At 74.9% G+C, this 18479-nt stretch carries 20 protein-coding genes; 11 read left to right on the top strand and 9 right to left on the bottom strand.

The window, feature by feature from the left end; all coding sequences use genetic code 11:
• Positions 1 to 10: 10 nt before the first annotated feature.
• Both ASG49_RS06770 and ASG49_RS06765 read right to left on the bottom strand, forming a co-directional pair.
• On the bottom strand, positions 11 to 718 hold the full coding sequence (locus ASG49_RS06770; protein WP_156384206.1) for a hypothetical protein: 708 nt from the start codon (positions 716 to 718) through the stop codon (positions 11 to 13).
• Entirely contained in the window at positions 706 to 2112 is a 1407-nt protein-coding gene (locus ASG49_RS06765; protein ID WP_082533832.1) for a glutamine synthetase, read from the bottom strand. Before ASG49_RS06765 ends, ASG49_RS06770 begins: the two co-directional genes overlap by 13 nt.
• Positions 2113 to 2161: 49 nt before the next feature.
• Between ASG49_RS06765 and ASG49_RS06760 the strand changes: the two genes are divergently transcribed.
• Together ASG49_RS06760 and ASG49_RS06755 are read left to right on the top strand one after the other, a co-directional pair.
• On the top strand, positions 2162 to 2671 hold the full coding sequence (locus ASG49_RS06760; protein ID WP_056538714.1) for a GNAT family N-acetyltransferase: 510 nt from the start codon (positions 2162 to 2164) through the stop codon (positions 2669 to 2671).
• 9 nt (positions 2672 to 2680) lie between these two features.
• Complete coding sequence (locus ASG49_RS06755) at positions 2681 to 3238, top strand: DUF1707 domain-containing protein (RefSeq protein ID WP_056538712.1); 558 nt, start codon at positions 2681 to 2683, stop codon at positions 3236 to 3238.
• 9 nt (positions 3239 to 3247) lie between these two features.
• Here ASG49_RS06755 and ASG49_RS06750 read toward each other — a convergent pair whose 3' ends face one another.
• From ASG49_RS06750 to ASG49_RS06740, 3 genes are read right to left on the bottom strand one after another with little or no spacing between them, the layout of a single operon-like run.
• Entirely contained in the window at positions 3248 to 4282 is a 1035-nt protein-coding gene (locus ASG49_RS06750) for an LLM class F420-dependent oxidoreductase (protein WP_056538710.1), read from the bottom strand.
• Positions 4283 to 4300: 18 nt separating this feature from the next.
• The gene (locus ASG49_RS06745; protein WP_056538705.1) at positions 4301 to 5365 is read right to left on the bottom strand and encodes an NAD-dependent epimerase/dehydratase family protein; all 1065 of its coding nucleotides are present in this window, start codon (positions 5363 to 5365) and stop codon (positions 4301 to 4303) included.
• Complete coding sequence (locus ASG49_RS06740) at positions 5365 to 5829, bottom strand: SRPBCC family protein (RefSeq protein WP_056538702.1); 465 nt, start codon at positions 5827 to 5829, stop codon at positions 5365 to 5367. The genes ASG49_RS06745 and ASG49_RS06740 overlap by 1 nt, the downstream gene beginning before the upstream one ends.
• 93 nt (positions 5830 to 5922) lie before the next feature.
• Between ASG49_RS06740 and ASG49_RS06735 the strand changes: the two genes are divergently transcribed.
• The 6 genes from ASG49_RS06735 to gndA all read left to right on the top strand — a co-directional run bounded on the left by ASG49_RS06735 (position 5923) and on the right by gndA (position 11799).
• Entirely contained in the window at positions 5923 to 6333 is a 411-nt protein-coding gene (locus ASG49_RS06735; protein ID WP_056538699.1) for an SRPBCC family protein, read from the top strand.
• A 98-nt stretch (positions 6334 to 6431) separates the two neighbouring features.
• Complete coding sequence (locus tag ASG49_RS06730; protein ID WP_056538696.1) at positions 6432 to 7247, top strand: ABC transporter permease; 816 nt, start codon at positions 6432 to 6434, stop codon at positions 7245 to 7247.
• Positions 7232 to 8002, top strand: coding sequence for an ABC transporter ATP-binding protein (locus ASG49_RS06725; RefSeq protein WP_056538694.1), 771 nt, complete (start codon positions 7232 to 7234; stop codon positions 8000 to 8002). The genes ASG49_RS06730 and ASG49_RS06725 overlap by 16 nt, the downstream gene beginning before the upstream one ends.
• A gap of 39 nt (positions 8003 to 8041) precedes the next feature.
• Positions 8042 to 9076, top strand: coding sequence for an ABC transporter substrate-binding protein (locus ASG49_RS06720; protein WP_056538691.1), 1035 nt, complete (start codon positions 8042 to 8044; stop codon positions 9074 to 9076).
• The gene (locus tag ASG49_RS06715; protein WP_056538688.1) at positions 9073 to 10224 is read left to right on the top strand and encodes an LLM class flavin-dependent oxidoreductase; all 1152 of its coding nucleotides are present in this window, start codon (positions 9073 to 9075) and stop codon (positions 10222 to 10224) included. The genes ASG49_RS06720 and ASG49_RS06715 overlap by 4 nt, the downstream gene beginning before the upstream one ends.
• A gap of 129 nt (positions 10225 to 10353) precedes the next feature.
• Positions 10354 to 11799 (top strand): NADP-dependent phosphogluconate dehydrogenase, encoded by a 1446-nt coding sequence (gene gndA / locus ASG49_RS06710; RefSeq protein ID WP_255355091.1) that lies wholly within the window; start codon positions 10354 to 10356, stop codon positions 11797 to 11799.
• Between the two features lies 1 nt (position 11800).
• On the opposite strand, the gene ASG49_RS06705 is transcribed toward gndA, so the two are convergent.
• Together ASG49_RS06705 and ASG49_RS06700 are read right to left on the bottom strand one after the other, a co-directional pair.
• Entirely contained in the window at positions 11801 to 12676 is an 876-nt protein-coding gene (locus ASG49_RS06705; protein WP_156384204.1) for a hypothetical protein, read from the bottom strand.
• 142 nt (positions 12677 to 12818) lie between these two features.
• Positions 12819 to 13364, bottom strand: a complete 546-nt coding sequence (locus ASG49_RS06700; RefSeq protein ID WP_056538682.1) for a Dps family protein — start codon at positions 13362 to 13364, stop codon at positions 12819 to 12821.
• A 144-nt stretch (positions 13365 to 13508) separates the two neighbouring features.
• Here ASG49_RS06700 and ASG49_RS06695 point away from each other — a divergent pair, with 144 nt between their 5' ends.
• Genes ASG49_RS06695 through ASG49_RS06685 form a run of 3 tightly spaced genes read left to right on the top strand, consistent with a single transcriptional unit; the run spans position 13509 to position 16766 of the window.
• Positions 13509 to 14741: a serine hydrolase gene (locus ASG49_RS06695; RefSeq protein WP_056538679.1), complete on the top strand. Its 1233-nt coding sequence runs from the start codon at positions 13509 to 13511 to the stop codon at positions 14739 to 14741.
• Positions 14742 to 14796: 55 nt separating this feature from the next.
• Complete coding sequence (locus tag ASG49_RS06690; RefSeq protein ID WP_056538676.1) at positions 14797 to 15891, top strand: CoA ester lyase; 1095 nt, start codon at positions 14797 to 14799, stop codon at positions 15889 to 15891.
• A complete protein-coding gene (locus tag ASG49_RS06685) occupies positions 15888 to 16766 on the top strand; it encodes a CoA ester lyase (protein WP_056538674.1) in 879 nt (292 codons plus the stop codon). The genes ASG49_RS06690 and ASG49_RS06685 overlap by 4 nt, the downstream gene beginning before the upstream one ends.
• A gap of 5 nt (positions 16767 to 16771) precedes the next feature.
• On the opposite strand, the gene ASG49_RS06680 is transcribed toward ASG49_RS06685, so the two are convergent.
• Both ASG49_RS06680 and ASG49_RS18890 read right to left on the bottom strand, forming a co-directional pair.
• Positions 16772 to 17728 carry a type IV toxin-antitoxin system AbiEi family antitoxin domain-containing protein gene (locus tag ASG49_RS06680; protein ID WP_056538671.1) on the bottom strand — a complete coding sequence of 319 codons (957 nt, stop codon included), beginning with the start codon at positions 17726 to 17728 and terminating at the stop codon, positions 16772 to 16774.
• Positions 17729 to 17842: 114 nt separating this feature from the next.
• A partial coding sequence (locus ASG49_RS18890; protein WP_162244501.1) for an HNH endonuclease occupies positions 17843 to 18479 on the bottom strand: 637 nt, incomplete at its 5' end.

The raw sequence follows: 18479 nt of genomic DNA, 5'->3' as shown, positions 1-18479 counted from the left end.
CGCGTCCGACCTAGGTCGCCCACTCCCCCGTCACCACGCCGAGCCCGGCCAGCAGGTCGCGGACGATCGCGCCGTCGCGGCGGTCGACGAGCAGCAGCAGCCCCCGCCCGGGCGGGGCCGTCAGGCCGGCGAGCAGGGCGTCGACGCCGACCACGCGGCAGCCCGGTGGCTGACCGGGGGCCCCGAGCTCGGCGTAGGTGTCACCCACCCCCACGAGCGAGCCGTCCGCCGACGTCCCGAACAGCACCACGAAGTGACCGACGTCGAAGCCCGCCCGCGGGTCGAGCGCGCCGGTGCGCACGTTGGCCAGGACCCCGACGTGCGGGCCCGCGAGCAGCGAGACCAGCAGGGCGGACAGGGACGCGACCGTCAGCCCGTCCCCGGGCACCCCGACGACGTCGACGTCGGTCGTCGAGCGCACGGCGGCCGCGACCCCGGCCGCGTCGGTGCCGCTGGCGTCCACCGACGACGCCGCGGGCAGGCGGTCCCACCCGGTGCGCAGCAGCGGGGCGCCGGCGGGGCGCCACGCGGCGACGTCCTCGGGCCACACCCGGGTGCCGGCGGCCACCGCCAGGTCGGTGACCCCCGGGGGTGCGTCGAGCACCGCGTGCAGCCCGACGTGCGCCGCGAACGGGCCGCAGAGCTGGTCGGGCTGGGGCAGCACCCCGCGGTGCCGCGCCAGGACCCGGTCGGCCCCCGGGAACCTCAGTAGATCCATCGCAGCGACGCCAGCACCTCGTCGGACGTGTGGTCGGCCGCCCAGGCGGCGTCGGCGTCGCGGCAGGCCACGAAGGCCCCGAGCAGGTCCTCGCCCAGCACCTCGCGCACCAGCGGGCTGCCGAGCAGGTGCTCGCGCTGCTCCTCGTGGGTGGTCGCGAGCGCCTGGATCCCCGCCTCCGCCCGGCGCGCGTCGTCCCAGCCGCCGACGTCCTCCTGCACCGGCGCCGGCGGCTCGAGTCCCTCCTGGACGCCGGAGAGCCCGGCCGCCAGCGTCACCGCCAGGGCGAGGTAGGGGTTGGCCGAGGCGTCGCAGGCCTTGAGCTCGACGTTGGTGTGCTCGGTCCCGAGGAGCGGCGACCCCGGCACCAGCCGCAGCGCCGCCTCGCGGTTCTCCACGCCCCAGAAGCCGTAGGCCCCGGCCCAGTAGTGCGGACGCCGGCGCAGCAGCGAGCCCGTGCTGGGTGCGGTCACGGCGACCACGCCGGGCAGCTCGCGCAGCAGGCCCGCGAGGTAGCCCCGACCCACCCCGGACAGGCCGTGCTCGTCGTCGCCGGTCAGGGCGTTGCGCCCGTCGCGCACCAGCGAGGAGTGCAGGTGCCAGCCGTTGCCCGCGACCTCGGCCGAGGGCAGCGGCGCCAGGCTGGCGCGCAGGCCGTGGGCCCGGGCGGCGGCGTGCACGGTCTGGCGCACGAGCACCTGGGCGTCGGCGGCGGCCAGCGGGTCGCGGGCGTCGAGGGCGAGCTCGACCTGCGCGCCGCCGTACTCCGCGTGCACCTGGCCCACGCGCAGCCCGTTGCCCTCGACGTCGGCCAGCAGCCGCACCACGAACTCGTGGACGTCGCGCACCGCGTTGGCGGAGTACGCCGGGCCGCGGTGGGCCGGCACCAGGGCACCGTCGGGGTCCTCCCGCGAGAGGAACAGCTCGACCTCGAAGCCGGCCCGCGCCTCGAACCCCGCCTCGGCCAGCCGCTCCACCTGACGGCGCAGCACGCTGCGCTGGCAGTAGGGCCACGGCGAGCCGTCCGCCGCCACCTGGCGGCCGTGCGCCCAGGCCAGCCCCGGCTCGCCGGCGAGGGCGACGACGTCGTCGGCCGCGGCGAGGTCGGGCACCAGCCGCACGTCGCCGGACGGGGTGCCCAGCGCCTCGTGGGCGAAGGTGATGCCGTCGTGGCTGTCGAAGACCGCGAACACCGCGGTGACCCCGACGCCGCGGTGCAGGGCGCCCGCCAGGTCGGTCACCGGCACGATCCGGGAGCGGACGATGCCGTTGTTGTCGACCCAGCCGACCTGCACGCCGTGGACGCCCTGCTCGCGCAGCCGCGATGCGAGGGCCTCCGGGTCGACGGGCGTGGGCGCCGCGGGCGGGACGGGACGGTCGGGGGTCGGGCTCATGCGGGGGAAACTACCGCCCGGCCCCGCCGGCGTGGGGCATCATCGCGACGTGGTCGACGTCCGCCTGGTGCCGCTGACGGACGCGCACGTGCCCGACCTCCTGGCGGCGATGGCCGACCCGGACGTGCTGCGCTTCACCCGCACGCCGCGCGTGGTCACCGAGGAGTGGGTGCGCGGCTGGGTCGAGCGCTTCGACGGCCACGACCGGGTGGCGTGGGCCGTGGTCGACCCCGACGACGCCTTCCTCGGGTACGCCGTGACCGGCCCCGTCGACCACGAGGGCGGCGAGGCCGAGCTGGGGTACGCCGTGGCGCCATCGGCCCGCCGCCGGGGAGTGGCCACGGCGGCGCTGCGAGCGATGGCCCGCTGGGCCTTCGAGGAGGCCGGCCTGCAGCGGGTGACCGCGCTGGTCTCGACGGGCAACCCGGCCTCGTCGGCCGTCGCCCGCCGGGCCGGGTTCACCCGGGAGGGCGTGCTGCGCTCGGTGCACCACCGCGACGACGAGCGGGTCGACCTGGAGTGCTGGTCGCTGCTGCCCCACGAGCTGCCCCCGACCTAGGGTGGCCCCATGTCGGGGGACGGGCTCAGCGTGTGGCAGCGGTTCGGGCACGACCCACGGGTCCCCGAGCACCAGCACCTCCGGGCCTCCGACCGCGACCGCGACGTCGTCACCGACGTGCTCTCCGAGGCCTTCGCCGACGGCCGGCTCGACCGCGAGGAGCTCGACGAGCGCCAGGACCGGCTGCGGGCCGGCCGCACGCTGGGCGACCTGACCCCGTTGGTGGCCGACCTGGTCTCCGACGCCGTCCCCGCGGTGCCCGGCGGCGGCGCCGTGGAGGGCCGGTTCCGCGCCGACGCCGAGGCGGCGTACCGGCAGCGGGTGGTGGGGGCCATGACGAGCTTCCTGATCCCCACGCTGATCTGCTGGGCCGTGTGGTTCTTCGCGGGCGGAGGTTTCCCGTGGCCGCTGTTCGTCACCCTGGGCACCGCGATGGGACCCATCGGCGTGCTGGCCAACGGCAGGGAGCGGCAGGTCGGGCAGATCGAGCGTCAGCTCGAGGAGAAGGCCCGCCGCGAGGAGCGCGGCCTGCCGCCCGCCGACGACCGGGACGACCGGGACGACTGAGACCGGGCCTCAGGCCAGGGTCTCGGCCACCCGCCGCACGTCGTCGGGCGAGGTCAGGCTGAGCAGCAGCATCGTGACGCCGGCCGCCTCCCACTCCGCGACGCGCTCGCGCACCTTGGCGGCGTCGCCGACGATGTGCAGCTGGTCGACGAGCTCGTCGGGCACCAGCGCGGCCGCCTCGTCCCTGCGTCCGTCGAGGTAGAGCTCCTGCACGTCGCGGGCCAGGTCGGCGTGACCCATCCGCACGAAGACCTCGTGGTGGAAGTTCTGCCCCTTGGCGCCCATGCCGCCCATGTAGAGCGCCACGGACGGCTTGAGGGCGGCGTACACCGGGCCCGGGTCGTCGGTGACCTCGAGGTGGCAGGTCGCGGCGATCTCGAACGTCTCGGCCGTACGCCGCGCCCCGGGGCGGGCGAACCCCTCGGCCAGCCAGGGGCGGTAGAGGTCCGCGGAGGCGGGCGAGAAGAACAGCGGCAGCCAGCCGTCGGCGATCTCGGCGGCGAGGGCGACGTTCCTCGGCCCCTCGGCCCCCAGCCAGATCGGCAGGTCGGCGCGGAGCGGGTGCACGATGGAGCGCAGCGGCTTGCCCAGCCCGGTCGACCCCTCACCGGCGTACGGCAGCGGGTGGTGGGGGCCGTCGCTCGTGACCGGGGCCTCGCGGGCGAGCACCTGCCGCACGATGTCGACCACCTCGCGGGTGCGGGCGAGCGGCTTGGCGAAGGGCGCGCCGTACCAACCCTCGACGACCTGGGGGCCGCTGACGCCCATGCCCAGCACCACCCGGCCGCCGGAGAGGTGGTCGAGGGTCAGGGCGTGCATCGCGATGCTCGTCGGGGTGCGTCCCGAGAGCTGCACGATGCTGGTGCCGAGCCGCAGCCGCTGCGTCTCGCGGCCCCACCACGCCAGTGGGGTCAGGGCGTCCGAGCCCCACGCCTCGGCGGTGAACAGCGCGTCGAAGCCCGCGTCCTCGGCGGCGGTGACGAGCTCGGCCGTCCCGGTCGGGGGCTGCGCGCCCCAGTAGCCCAGCTGCAGTCCGAGGTCCATGGCCCCACCCTGCCAGGGCTAGAAGCCGGGCAGCACCGACAGCGCCGACCGGGCGCGCTTGAGCACCAGGCTGGCACCGGCCCGCACGGTCGCCGGGGCGTGCAGCTCGTCCAGGAGGGGCGCGCGGGAGCGCGTCCAGTCGGCGTCGCTGGGCAGCGGCGCCTCGGGGGTGCTGCCCGGTTCGCCGAAGGCCCGCGCCATCGACTCGCGTACGCCCAGCAGCGGTCGTCCGTCGCGCGGCTCCCAGGTGTGCCCGGGGCGGCACACCATGTCGTGGCGCAGGCTCTGCACCAGCGAGGAGACCGTCCAGAACGGCGCCGCGACCATCGCGGCCGCGCCCAGGCTGACCAGCGAGGACGGCACCGAGACGACCGGGATCCGGATCCGCAGCAGCCCGGCGGCGCGGGAGCACTCGGCCAGCAGCCGGGCGTAGGGCAGCACGCTCGGGCCGCCGATGTCGACCGCACCGGTGAGCCGGTCGTCCTCGAAGGCCTCCACCATCGCCCGGAGCACGTCGGTGACGGCGATGGGCTGCACCCGGTGCTCCAGCCAGGTCGGCACCGGCTGCACCACGAGCAGCGTGGCGAGCTGACGGATCACCTCGAAGGACGTCGACCCGGCGCCGACCACGACGCCGGCGCGCAGCGAGACCACCGAGCAGGTCGCGGAGGCGGCCTCGGCGAGGATCTCCTCGACCTCCAGGCGCGAGGAGATGTGGCCCGACAGGTCCTGGGTGGGCACGTCGGGGACCAGGCCGGAGAGATAGACCACGCGGGTGACGACGTCGCTCGCGAGGACGGCGTCGCGCACCGTCTCGGCACCGACCCGGTCGCGGTCCTCGAAGGAGCGGCGGTCCAGGGAGTGCACCAGGTAGCAGACCCCGTCGACGCCCTCCAGCGCGTCGGAGACCTGGTAGGCGTCGGTGACGTCGCAGCGCCGCCACTCCACGTCGTGGCCCCAGGCGAAGCGGTCGGGGCGGGGCTCGGAGGAGGACGCGGCCACGACCTCGTGGCCGGCGTCGAGGAAGGCGGGGACGAGCCGCGACCCGACGTACCCGGAGGCACCGATCACCAGGAGGCGCATCAGCGCTCGCCCAGGTGGCGCAGCAGGTTGCGGGAGAAGGCCACGCCCATGCCGCTCATCACCGTGACCATCGCGCCCTCGACCGGGACGCGGGCCACCCGCGGGAACGGCAGCTCGACGCTGACCTCGATGTCGATCGACAGGCGGGTGCCGCCGTCGCGGCCCTCGAGGTGGTACTCGCCGCGGACCTGGGTCTGCTGGTCGGGGTGGTCCGGGTGCGGCGCGTAGGCGATCCGGTCGGGCTCGTCGAAGTGCATCCGCTCCACGAAGGTCGACCCGATCGACTTGCCGAGCACCGGGACCCGGGTCACGTGCCAGGTCCAGGTGTCGCCGTCGGCGTCGATGCGCTGGAGGTACGGCGTCAGGCGCGGCAGCAGCTCGGGGTCGGTCAGCGCCGCCCAGACCTCCTTCGGGGAGGACCGCACCGTGGCGGCGGACTGCTTGCTGGCGGTGAAGCGGGTCATCGTGCTCCTCGTCGTCGGCGGCGGGGTCGGACGACCGGACCGTCCGCCCCAACCTAGCCGGGCCCCGGAGGCACCCACGGCTAGCGTCGGGACATGACCACGGTGACGCTGCGTGCCTCGGGAACCGCCCCCGCCGACCTCGCGTGGGAGCGGTACGCCGACCCGGCCCTCTGGTCGACCTGGTCGCCCCAGATCCAGCGCGTCGACGTCGACGTGCCGCGGCTGGTCACCGGGGCGACCGGCACCGTCCGCGCCGGGCTGCTCCCCCACCCCACCGTCGGGATCCCCTTCACGGTGCTGGAGGTGGACGAGGCCGCGCGCACCTGGGCCTGGGAGGTCCGCCTCGGCCCGCTGCCCGGCCTGCCGCGGCTGCACCTCGTGCACGGGGTCGAGGGCACCGCCGCGGGCTCGGCGACCTGGCTGGTGGTCACCGGCGCGCTGCCCGTCGTGGCGGCGTACGCCCCGCTGGCGCGGCTGGCGCTCGGCCGCCTCGTCGCGCCCTGACCCCCGCGACCCGGTAGCAGCCCGCGACGGGAGTGTTGCGTCCGTCTCATTGTGTAGTCAGTTGGTGTTTTTACAAGACTTTGAGGCAGGCTGGGGGCATGACCTCCACCGCACCGGCCGCAGGAGCCGTGATCACGACCGGCCCCCGCCGGTCCCGACCCCGCCGCGGTGCTGCCGCCCTGCGCCGCGCGATCAGCCCGCTGGCGCTGCTCGCGCTGTGGCAGGCGGCCTCCGCCACCGGCGTGCTGCCCGAGGACAAGCTGGCCCCGCCGCTGCAGATCCTCGAGGCGATGACCGAGGAGTGGCGCAAGGGCACGCTGCAGGACGCCACCGTGATCTCGGTGCAGCGCGTGGCCATCGGCTTCGCCATCGGCGCCGCGGTCGCGCTGGTGCTGGCCACCGTGGCCGGCCTGTCCCGGATCGGTGAGGACGCCGTCGACCCGCCGATGCAGATGCTGCGCACGGTGCCGCACTTCGGGTTGCTGCCGCTGCTGGTGCTGTGGCTCGGCATCGACGAGTCGCCCAAGGTCGCGCTCATCGCCCTGGGCGTGGCGTTCCCGCTCTACGTCAACACCGTGGCCGGCATCCGGGGGGTCGACCCCAAGATGCTGGACGCGGCCCGCGCGATGCGGCTCTCGTGGACCGAGCGGCTGCGCCACGTCATCGCCCCCGGTGCGCTGCCGTCGGCGCTCGTGGGCCTGCGGCTCAGCCTCGGCGTCGCCTGGCTCTCGCTCATCGTGGCCGAGCAGATCAACGCCACCAGCGGCATCGGCTACCTGGTCTCCGACGCCGCCTCGTTCGGCCGCACCGACGTCGTGGTCGGCGGCCTCGTGGTCTACAGCCTGCTCGGCCTGGCCACCGACGCCCTCGTCCGCTCCCTCGAGAGGAAGGCCCTCGCATGGCGACACGGCTGATCCACCCCGACACCCGCACCACCGCTCCCGTCCCGGGCACCGGGGCACCCACCGTCCGGGTGCGCGGCCTGCGCCGCGCCTTCGGCGACCACGTGGTGCTCGACGACCTCGACCTCGACATCGCGCCGGGCGAGCTCGTCGCGCTGCTCGGCCGCAGCGGCTCGGGGAAGTCGACGCTGCTGCGGACCCTGGCCGGCCTGGACCCCGTGACCCACGGCACCGCCGAGATCGACGGCACCGTCTCGGTGGCCTTCCAGGAGCCCCGGCTGCTGCCCTGGCGCCGGGTCGGCGACAACGTCGCACTGGCGCTGCGCCACGGCAGCAGGGCCTCGCGCCGGGCTCGCGCCCGGCAGACGCTCATGGAGGTCGGCCTCGCGGAGAAGCACGACGTCTGGCCCGTCACCCTCTCCGGCGGCCAGGCCCAGCGCGCCTCGCTCGCCCGGGCCCTCGTCAGCGCGCCGGGGCTGCTGCTCCTCGACGAGCCGTTCAGCGCCCTCGACGCCCTGACCCGCATCGAGATGCACGACCTCGTGCTGGCGCTGTGGCGCGAGCACCGTCCTGCCGTGCTGCTCGTGACCCACGACGTCGACGAGGCCCTCAAGCTCGCCGACCGGGTCCTCGTCATCGACGAGGGCCGCGTCCGCCACGAGACCCGGGTGACCGCCGAGCGCCCCCGCGACCTCGCCGGCCTGCAGGACCTCCGCGCCGAGCTGCTCGCCGTCCTGGGGGTCCACGAGGGCCCCACCCCGAGCTGACACCACCCCGCCCGACCCACCATCCCCCCAGGAGATCCCGTGAGACGCCCCCGCACCTCCCCCCTCGTCCGCGCCGCCGTCGGCGCCCTCGCCGCGGCCCTGACCCTCTCCGCCTGCGGCGGCAGCGGCAACGCCGACGCCGTCCGCGACGACGGGTCCGTCGACCTGTCCCAGGTGACGCTCGTCGTGGGCGACCAGAAGGGCGGCTCGGAGGCCCTGCTGAGCGCGGCCGGCGACCTCGAGGACCTGCCGTACGACGTGGAGTGGAAGCCGTTCACCTCCGGCCCGCCGCTCCTCGAGGCCGTCGGCAGCGGCGCCGTCGACGTCGGCGGGGTCGGCAACACCCCGCCGCTGTTCGCCATCGACCAGGGCAAGAAGCTCAAGGTGGTCTCGGCGTACTCCCAGGGCGCCACCGGCGACGCGATCATCGTGCCGGAGGACTCCACGCTGGAGGACGTCGCGGACCTGAAGGGCAAGAAGGTCGCGGTCGCCAAGGGCAGCTCGGCCAACTACAACCTGCTCGCCCAGCTCGACGACGCCGGGTTGTCGTGGAAGGACATCGAGCCGGTCTACCTCCAGCCGTCCGAGGGCCTGGCCGCCTTCAAGGGCGGGTCGGTGGACGCCTGGGCGATCTGGGACCCCTTCACCTCCCAGGCCGAGGCCGACACCGGCGCCCGGGTGCTCTCCGACGGCCAGGGCCTGGTCAACGGCCTCGCCTTCCAGGTCGCTTCCGACGAGGCGCTGGGCGACAAGGCGACCCGCGCCGCCCTCGAGGACTTCCTGGGCCGCCTCGCCCGCGCCCAGGTCTGGGCCGCCGGCAACAAGGCAGCCTGGTCGAAGACCTGGGCCGAGGAGACCGGGCTCCCGCGCGCCGTCACCGACAGCGCCGTCGAGCGCCGCTCCTACTCCCCGCTGCCCATCGACGAGGACGTGGTCAGCAGCGAGCAGGAGATGTTCGACGCGTTCAAGGCGCAGGGCCAGCTCAGCGCCGACCCCGACCTGCAGGAGTGGTTCGTCCCCGACTTCAACGACGTCATCGAGAAGGCCACCGCCGAGGCGAAGGAGGAGCTGTGAGCCTGAAGCTGCACTGGTTCCTGCCCACGACCGGCGACAGCCGGTCCCTGGTCGGCGGCGGGCACTCGGTGCCCCGCGGCATCGGCCAGGGACCGGGGTCCGCGGGGAGCGCGTCGCAGTTCCGACCGCCGACCATCGACTACCTGGCCCAGGTGGCCCGCACCGCCGAGCTGCTCGACTTCGACGGCGTGCTCACCCCGACCGGCACCTGGTGCGAGGACGCGTGGCTCACCACGGCCGCGCTGCTGCGGGAGACCGAGCGGCTGAAGTTCCTGGTCGCGTTCCGGCCGGGCTCGCTCAGCCCGACGTTGGCGGCCCAGATGGCCTCGACGTACCAGCGGATCTCGGGGGGCCGGCTGCTGCTCAACATCGTCACGGGCGGCGAGCCCGCGGAGCAGCGCCGCTTCGGCGACCCCGCGTCGTTCGGCTCCGCGGAGCGGTACGCCCGCACCGACGAGTTCCTCACCGTGCTGCGCGGGGCGTGGCAGGAGCAGGGCGTCGACTTCGCCGGCGACTTCTACGACGTCACCGACGCCCGCGTGCGGCAGGCGCCCGACCCGCTGCCGCAGCTCTACTTCGGTGGCTCCTCGGCCCCCGCCGGACCGGTGGCGGCCAAGCACGTCGACGTCTACCTGACCTGGGGCGAGCCGCCGAGCGCGGTGGCGGAGAAGCTCGACTGGATCCGCGGCCTCGCCAAGGAGCAGGGCCGCACGCTGCGCTTCGGGATCCGGCTGCACGTCATCACCCGCGACACGAGTGAGGCCGCGTGGGCGGTGGCGCAGCAGATGCTCTCCGAGCTCGACCCCGCCGACGTGGCCAGGGCCCAGGAGGCGCTGGGCGCCAGCCAGTCGGTCGGCCAGCAGCGGATGCGGGCGCTGCACGGCGCCTCGACCGAGCGCACCGGCTTCACCGACGCCCACGAGCTGGAGATCCACCCCGGCCTGTGGGCCGGCGTCGGCCTGGTGCGCGGCGGGGCGGGCACCGCGCTCGTCGGCAGCCACGAGGAGGTCGCCTCGTCCATCGCGGAGTACGCCGCCCTGGGCATCGACGAGCTCGTGCTCTCCGGCTACCCGCACGTCGAGGAGGCGTACTGGTTCGCCGAGGGCGTCAAGCCCGTGCTGCGCCGCGAGGGGCTGCTCCGCGGCTGAGCCCGGCGACCGGGTGGCGGCGGGTGTGACCCGCCGCCACCCGGGGTACGTCGCCCACGGTCCTCCTCCCGTCGACCGGCCTGGTCCGGGAGGCCCCGGACCCAGCGACCCCAGCACCGAGGAGCAGACGTGAGCACACCCGAGCCGACCGCCGAGATCGGCCTGACCGGCCTGGCCGTGATGGGCAGCAACCTGGCCCGCAACATCGCCCGCCACGGCCACACCATCGCCGTGCACAACCGGTCGACGGAGAAGATGACGCGGCTCCTGGAGGAGCACGGCGACGACGGCGACTTCGTCGGGTCGGAGTCGCTGGAGGACTTCGTCGCGAGCATCCGCCAGCCCCGCGCGATCATCATCATGGTCAAGGCCGGCGAGGCCACCGACGCCGTCATCGACGACCTGGTCCCGCTGCTCGACGAGGGCGACATCGTCGTCGACGGGGGCAACGCCCACTTCGCCGACACGCTGCGGCGCCAGCAGGCCCTGGAGGAGAAGGGCCTGCACTTCGTCGGCATGGGCGTCTCCGGCGGCGAGGAGGGCGCGCTCAACGGGCCCTCGATCATGGTCGGCGGCTCCGACCACGCCTACGAGTCCCTCGGCCCGGTGGTCGAGGACATCGCCGCCCAGGTCGACGGCACCCCGTGCGCCACCCACGTCGGTCCCGACGGCGCCGGCCACTTCGTCAAGATGGTGCACAACGGCATCGAGTACGCCGACATGCAGCTCATCGCCGAGGCCTACGACGTGCTGCGCAACGTGCTCGGCAAGGAGCCCGCCCAGCTCGCCGAGGTGTTCTCGCAGTGGAACGAGGGCGACCTCGACTCCTTCCTGATCGAGATGACCGCCGACGTGCTGTCGCACACCGACGGTGCCACCGGTCAGCCGTTCGTCGACGTGGTCGTCGACGCGGCCGAGCAGAAGGGCACCGGCCGCTGGACCGTGCAGAGCGCGCTCGACCTCGGCGTCCCCGTCACCGGCATCGCCGAGGCCACCTTCGCCCGCAGCGTCTCGGGCCACGTGGAGCAGCGCGAGGCCGCCCGTGCGGTCTTCTCGCAGACCAGCGACACCCCGGGGGTCGAGGACGAGGCCGGGTTCGTCGAGGACGTCCGCGCCGCGCTGTACGCCGCCAAGGTGGTCGCCTACGCCCAGGGCTTCGACCAGATCGTCGAGGGCAGCAACGTGCACGGCTGGGACGTCTCCCCCGGCGACCTGGCCACCATCTGGCGCGGCGGCTGCATCATCCGGGCCAAGTTCCTCGACCGGATCCGCGAGGCCTACGAGGCCGAGCCCGACCTGACCACCCTGATGACCCAGGAGTACTTCGCCCAGGCGCTCAAGGACGGCGAGGCCGGCTGGCGCCGGGTCGTCGTGGCCGCCACCCAGGCCGGCATCCCGGTGCCGGCGTTCGCCTCGTCGCTGTCCTACTTCGACGCGCTGCGGCGAGACCGGTTGCCGGCCGCGCTGATCCAGGCCCTGCGCGACAACTTCGGCGCCCACACCTACGCCCGCACCGACCGCGAGGGCAGCTTCCACACGCTGTGGGCCGGCGACCGCTCCGAGGTCGAGGCCTGACCTAGAGGGCGCGCCAGCCGGCCTCGTCGTGGACCGCGGTCCCGGCGTACGCCGGCTGGCCGGCCAGGGCGGCGTCCACCCCGGCGAGGGCCGCGGCGAGGGCGGCCGACCCCTGGCCCCAGAAGGTCTGCTTCTGGGACACGGGGTCGGTGCCGAGGAAGCGTGTTTCGACGGCCAGCCGGCACGGCTTGCCCGCGGCGGCCGCGGTGGCCAGCACCTGGCCGCCGAGGTCGGTGATGCTGTCGGGCCCGGTGACCGTGTCGCGGTAGGTCATCGCGGTGAGCCCGTCGACGCGTCGCGCGACCGCGGCGTCGAGCGCGACGCCCTCGGCGGTGGGCACGGTGTGCAGCCAGAACGCCACGTCGACCTCGAGCGGCGACGTGGTGGCGGACCCCAGCTCGTCCAGCAGCCGCAGGTAGCCGGCGACGACCCCGGCACGGTCGCTGTCCCACGCCGGGTGGAGCCACGGCTCGACGTCGAGGTGCACGCCGTCGAAGAGCCCGGTGGCCAGCGCGTCGCGCTGCCAGGCCACCGCCTCGGCCGGACGGTCGATCCACTCCGTGGCCGAGCCCAGGGCCGCCACCCGCATGCCCGCCCTGTGGGCCCGGCGCGACACGTCGCGCACCCAGCCGAGGTCGGTCGAGGTCGACAGCGACCGGGGCACGGCCACGAACAGCTCGCCGACACGCTGCTTGGTCGCCCAGGTGACCAGCGGTCCCGGCGCGGGCCGGCCCCAGACCCAGGTCGCGCGGGACGGGGTGCTCGCCGCCGCGGCGGGCTGGGCGACCCCGGCGACGACGGCCGCCACCACCGCGGACAGCACCAGGGCGATCACTCCGGGCCGGAGTGGCACGGCAGGACGGCGGGTCACGGGCACGGCGGGCTCCTCGGGGGACCGACGGGTGGCCCCGTCGCGGCCACGCTAGACCGCCCATGGCCGTCGGTGTGGACGTACGACGAGACCCGGCGGGCCACCGGGCCCACCGGGTCTCGTCAGGGGGAGCAGGCTCCCGGTCGGACTAGCGCGAGGCGTCCGCCGCACCGGTCTCGCTCGTGCTGCCGGTGGTGGTGATCTCGCCGGCGGCGTTCTCGAGGTGCGCCCGCACGAACCACTGGAACTTCTCCAGCTCGGCGGTGTGCGCGATCACCATGTCCTCGGTGATCGGGTCGAGGTCGCCGAGCTCGGCGATCGCGTCGCGGTTGGAGGTCACCACGCCGCGGTAGACGAGGTCCAGCGCGCCGAGGTGCGCGGCCACCGTGTCGCGGCGCAGGGCGTAGTCGTCCCAGTCGCGCACGCGGGCGATGTCGCCGGTGGTGCCGCCGGGCGAGCCGCCCATGGTGGCGATCCGCTCGGCCACCTCGTCGGCGAAGCCGCGGACGAGCTCGACCTGCGGGTCGATCATCTCGTGGACGGCGATGAAGTTGGGGCCGACGACGTTCCAGTGCACGTGCTTGAGCGTCAGGTGGAGGTCGTTGTACGCCGCCAGGCGGTACTGCAGCAGGTCGATGACCCGGGTGCTCTGGTCGGTGTCCAGGCCGGGGGTGGTGTAGCTGATGTCGGGCACGACAGTTCCTTCCACGCGTTCGTCGGTGAGATCCCTGTGTACCCAGACGTTCAATCTTGACCCGTTCAGTTCTCCGGTTCGGCGGCCGAAGAACGTCCGGATCGTCCCCTGCCCCAGCCGGTCCGGCCGCACTAGCCTGGGTCGATGGACGGGCGCGCCGCCACCCAGCTCCTCGACGAGGGGATCCGGACCTGGGGCGTGCCCGGGGCCCAGCTCGGCCTGCTGCGCGGTGACGACCGGGTGACGGTGTGCAGCGGGTCGACGAGCATCGGCGGCCCGCCGGTGACCGTCGCGACGTCGTTCCACGCGGGGTCCCTGGCCAAGGCACTGACGGGCCTCGTGGTGCTCGACGCCGCCCGGGCCGGACACCTCGACCTCGACGCCCCCGGGGACGCACACGGCCCCGGGCTGTGGCCGGAGTCGGCCCGCACGCTGCTCTCCCAGACCAGCGGCCGCGCCAACGTGCTCCCCGAGGCCGACGAGGAGCTCGCCGCCTTCGTCTCCCGGGCCGCGGCCCTGCCCCGCGTGCACCCTCCCGGCCGGTTCTCCTACTGCAACGCCGGATGGTCCGCGCTGGACCTGCTGCTGCGACGGACCACCGGCAGCAGCTTCGAGGACCTGGCCACGCGGCTGCTCGGCCCGAGCACCACCTTCGGCATGCCCGAGCACGGCGCGGAGGGCCACGAGGTGGGCCCCGGGACGGACCCACGGCCCGTCCCGGCGACGTACGCCCCCGCGGCCTCCGCGGCGGGCTCCCGCTGGTGGGCGACCGCCGACCAGCTCCTCGACCACGCCCTGCTGCACCTGCACGACGGCCAGGGGCGGCTGCACCCCGACGACGTCCGCGCGGTCCGGACGCCGACCGCCGAGCTGCCCGGTCGCACCGTCTTCGACGCCTGGGGGCTGGGCTGGGCCACGTGGGACCGGGGCGAGCACCGAGCATTCGGCTGGGCCGGGTACACCGGAGGGCACCGCGCCTTCCTGCGCTGCTTCCCCGACCAGGACGCCGCGCTCGTGCTGCTCGCCAACGCCGCCGGACCGCTCTTCGGTCCCCCGGGCGGCAGCGCCCTGTTCGACACGCTGCTGCCCGACCTGCTCGACCTGCTCGACGTCCCGCCGCTCCCTCCCCCGTCGTACGACGCACCGCCACGTCCTGCCGCCGAGCTGGCCGGCGGCTTCGGACCGCTGCTCCTCGAGGCACTCGACGACGACCACCTAGGCCTCCACGCCCAGGCGTTCGGCGTCGCCGACCCGTTGACGCTCGAGCGGCTCGGCGGCAACACCTTCGACGTGGTCGGCGAGCCGCCGGGCAGCACCCCGCTCGCCGTCGCCGACGACCTGCTCCACCTCGGGCCCTTCGCCCTCCCGCGGGGCTGAGCGGCGTGGGATTCGTCATACCCACCGCCCCGTGAGGCGCTGCTAGCGTCCGCGCATGCGCAGCGCCAAGGACTTCTTCGCCCCGCTCGCGGTCGGTGCCCCGGCGCCGCTGCGCGAGATCCCCGCCCGCCCGAGCCGGGCCATCCACTTCTTCGACCCGAGCAACCCCAAGATGGCCGCCAAGGTCCCCGACATGGTCGGCTCGGTCGACGTGCTGCTCGGCAACCTCGAGGACGCCGTCAAGGCCGACAACAAGCTCGCCGCCCGCCAGGGCCTGGTCGACATCGCCCGCGCCACCCCCGACCTCGGCGGCGGGCAGGGGCCGACCCAGCTGTGGACCCGGGTCAACGCGCTGGACTCCCCCTGGGGCCTGGACGACCTGACCACGCTGGTCACCGAGATCGGCGACCGGCTCGACGTCGTCATGGTGCCGAAGGTGCAGGGCGCCGAGGACATCCACTACGTCGACCGGCTGCTCGCCCAGCTCGAGGCCAAGGCCGGCCTCGACCGGCCGATCCTGGTGCACGCCATCCTCGAGACCGCCCGCGGCATGGTCAACGTCGAGGAGATCTGCGGCGCCTCGCCGCGGATGCAGGGCCTCTCGCTCGGCCCCGCCGACCTCGCCGCCGACCGGCGGATGAAGACCACGCGCGTGGGTGGCGGTCACCCCGGCTACCTCGTCCGCCAGGACCCCGTCGACGGCGACATCGACGGGTCGCGGCCGACGTACCAGCAGGACCTGTGGCACTACACGATCGCCCGCATGGTCGACGCCTGCGCGATGCACGGCATCTACCCCTACTACGGGCCGTTCGGCGACATCACCGACGTGGTGGCGTGCGAGGACCAGTTCCGCAACGCCTTCCTGCTCGGCTGCGTCGGCACCTGGTCGCTGCACCCCAAGCAGATCGCCATCGCGAACAAGGTCTTCTCCCCCGCCCCCGAGGACGTCGCCCACGCGCGCCGCGTCGTCGAGGCGATGGGCGACGGCACCGGCGCGGTGATGCTCGACGGCAAGATGGAGGACGACGCCTCGCTCAAGCAGTGCCTCGTGATGGTCGAGCTCGCCGAGCAGCTGGCCGCGATCGACCCCGCGCTCAAGGAGCAGTACGACGCGATCGGCACCACCGGGACGGAGTCCTCGCGATGACCGACGCCACCGAGCAGTTCCGGCCCCGCCGCTCCGTGCTCTACATGCCCTCCTCCAACGAGCGGGCGCTGGAGAAGGCCAAGTCGATCCCCTGCGACGGACTGATCCTCGACCTCGAGGACGCCGTGGCCCCCGACGCCAAGGCGTCGGCCCGCGAGGCGGCCGCCGCGGCCGCCGCCTCGGGCGAGTACGGCCGACGCGAGCTCACCATCCGCGTCAACGGCGCCGACACCGAGTGGCACGACGACGACCTGCGCGCCGCCTGCGAGGCCGGCCCCGACGCGATCGTGGTGCCCAAGGTCGGCTCCGCCCGGGCGGTCCACGCGCTCGTCGACGCGCTCGAGCGCCACGGCGCCCCCGACCGCACGTCGCTGTGGGCGATGGTCGAGACGCCGTACGCCATGCTGCACGCCGAGGAGATCGCCGCGGCCTCCGAGCGGCTCACCGTGCTGGTGATGGGCACCAACGACCTCGTCAAGGAGCTGTACGCCGAGCACGTGCCCGGCCGCGCCCCCCTGCTGACCGGCCTCTCGCTCGCCCTGCTCGCCGCCCGCGCGACCGGCAAGGCGATCCTCGACGGCGTCTACAACGACGTGAAGGACACCGACGGCTTCCTGGCCGAGTGCCGCCAGGGTCGCGAGATGGGCTTCGACGGCAAGACGCTGATCCACCCCGGCCAGGTCGAGGGCGCCAACGGCGCCTTCGCCCCCAGCGAGTCGGCCGTCGAGGACGCCCGGGGCGTGCTGCAGGCGTGGGAGGACGGCAAGGGGTCGGGCGTGGTGACCTACCGCGGCAAGATGGTGGAGAACCTCCACGTCGAGTCGGCCAACCGCACCCTGACCATGCACGAGGCGATCCAGGCCCTCGAGGGCTGAGGCCCTCAGCCCACCTGGGCCAGCAGCTGCTGGTGGAACTCCCGCACCAGGTGGGCGCCCCACAGCGACGGGTCCTCGCGCAGCACCCGGTCCTCGCACAGCAGGACCACCCGCCAGCCCGCGTCGGTGAGCCGGGCGAGGTCGTCGGTCGCGACCTCGCCCCGGTCGAGCTGCCCCGACAGCACGGCCGCGAACTGCCGTTCTGCCACCCCGAGCGCGAGCCGGACCAGCCGGTCACCGGCCCGCACCAGCAGCCCCGGCGTGGGCGTCGGCAGCGCGGCCCGGTGCCAGCCGAGCCGCAGCACCGACTCCCCCGCCGTCACCGCCCGTCCGTCGGCCGCGGCGGCCAGCTCGCGCAGCCGCACCGCGCCCGTCCGCCCCGACCAGCGGGCCAGCTCGGCGAGCAGCTCGGTGTGGCGCAGGGTCCCGGTGCGCAGCAGCCGGTCGAGCACCACCGCCGCGAACGCCTCGGGTCCGCCCCGCCCGACGTCGACGGCCGTGCGCAGCGCCGACGTGGCGACCACCGGCCCCAGGCGCACCAGGTCGCGGTCCTCCCACGCCGGCGCGCCCCGGCGTCGGGCGCCGGGGGTCGGCGTACGGCGGCGCAGGTCCAGCGGCACCGGCCCCTGCTCCCACCCCGCGACGTCCACCCCGTGCAGCCAGGCGGCCGTCCGGTCGACCGCGACCACGTCGTCCCGCGCGTCCCCCGCCGCCAGCGCGACGGCCGCCACCCGCACCGCGGGCACGTCGACGAGCGCTGCGGCGGCGTACACCCCTCGGACCAGGCGGACGAGCTCGCCCCGCTCCAGCAGTCGTTCGAGAGCGCGCCGCTCCACCCCCGCCCGTCGCGCCGCCTCGCGGGTGAACGGGCGGTCGAGCGGCAGCGCGCTGGGCACGGCGGGCAGGTCGAGCGGCTGGTCGCGAGGGGCCGCCGCCGGGCGGTGATCGGGGTGCAGGTCCACGACGATCAGCCTGCGCGCGACCGGCCGCGACGTCGAACGACGATCCACAGGCGCGGCCGCACCTGTGGGCGTGCCTGTGGCCCGGGCCGGGGATGGGGTCCGGGTGGTGGGCGGTCAGGCTCTTCGCGCTGGCGCGGCGAGAGGGGCGCGCCGGACCGGGATGACGTCGTAAGGGTGCTGGGTGGGTGAGGTCCAGGTGTAGGACCCGTCGGTGCGGCGCTCGTAGTCCCAGCCGCCGTGGGTCTTGGCGTTGTGGTGACGCCGGCACAACGGCGCGAGGTTCGCAGCCGTCGTCTGGCCGGGCGGACCGCCCTCGGACGGGGCGAGGTAGGGGACGACGTGGTCGAGGTCGCAGCGCCGGGAGTCGACCCGGCAGCCGGGGAACACGCAGTGGCCGTCGCGCAGCACCACCCGCTCGCGCATCAGGGGTGGCGGGTCGTGGGCGTCGACCGCGCGGGTGTCGCCCAGGTCGACCACGGCCCGGACCGAGATGCGGCCGTCCGCGAGGCGGTGGCGGCCGAGCCAGTCGGCCAGCAGCCCGGCCGAGACCGCACCGAGGCCTTCGACGGTCGCGACGCCGTGCTGGTCGGTGAGGTCGGCGGGGGTGAGGTGGACGACCAGGTCGAGCGACCCGGTGCCGCCGGTCGAGGGTGCGGCGTCGGGTCGGCCGGACAGGAGGTCCAGGGCGTGCTGGGGGTCGGCCAGCACGCCGACGGCGCGGGCGCGGCGTACGTCGAGGGGGTCGGTGTCG

The organism is Marmoricola sp. Leaf446 (assembly GCF_001424755.1).
Taxonomy (GTDB): Bacteria; Actinomycetota; Actinomycetes; order Propionibacteriales; family Nocardioidaceae; genus Marmoricola.
This window is presented reverse-complemented; position numbering and strand designations above follow the sequence as displayed.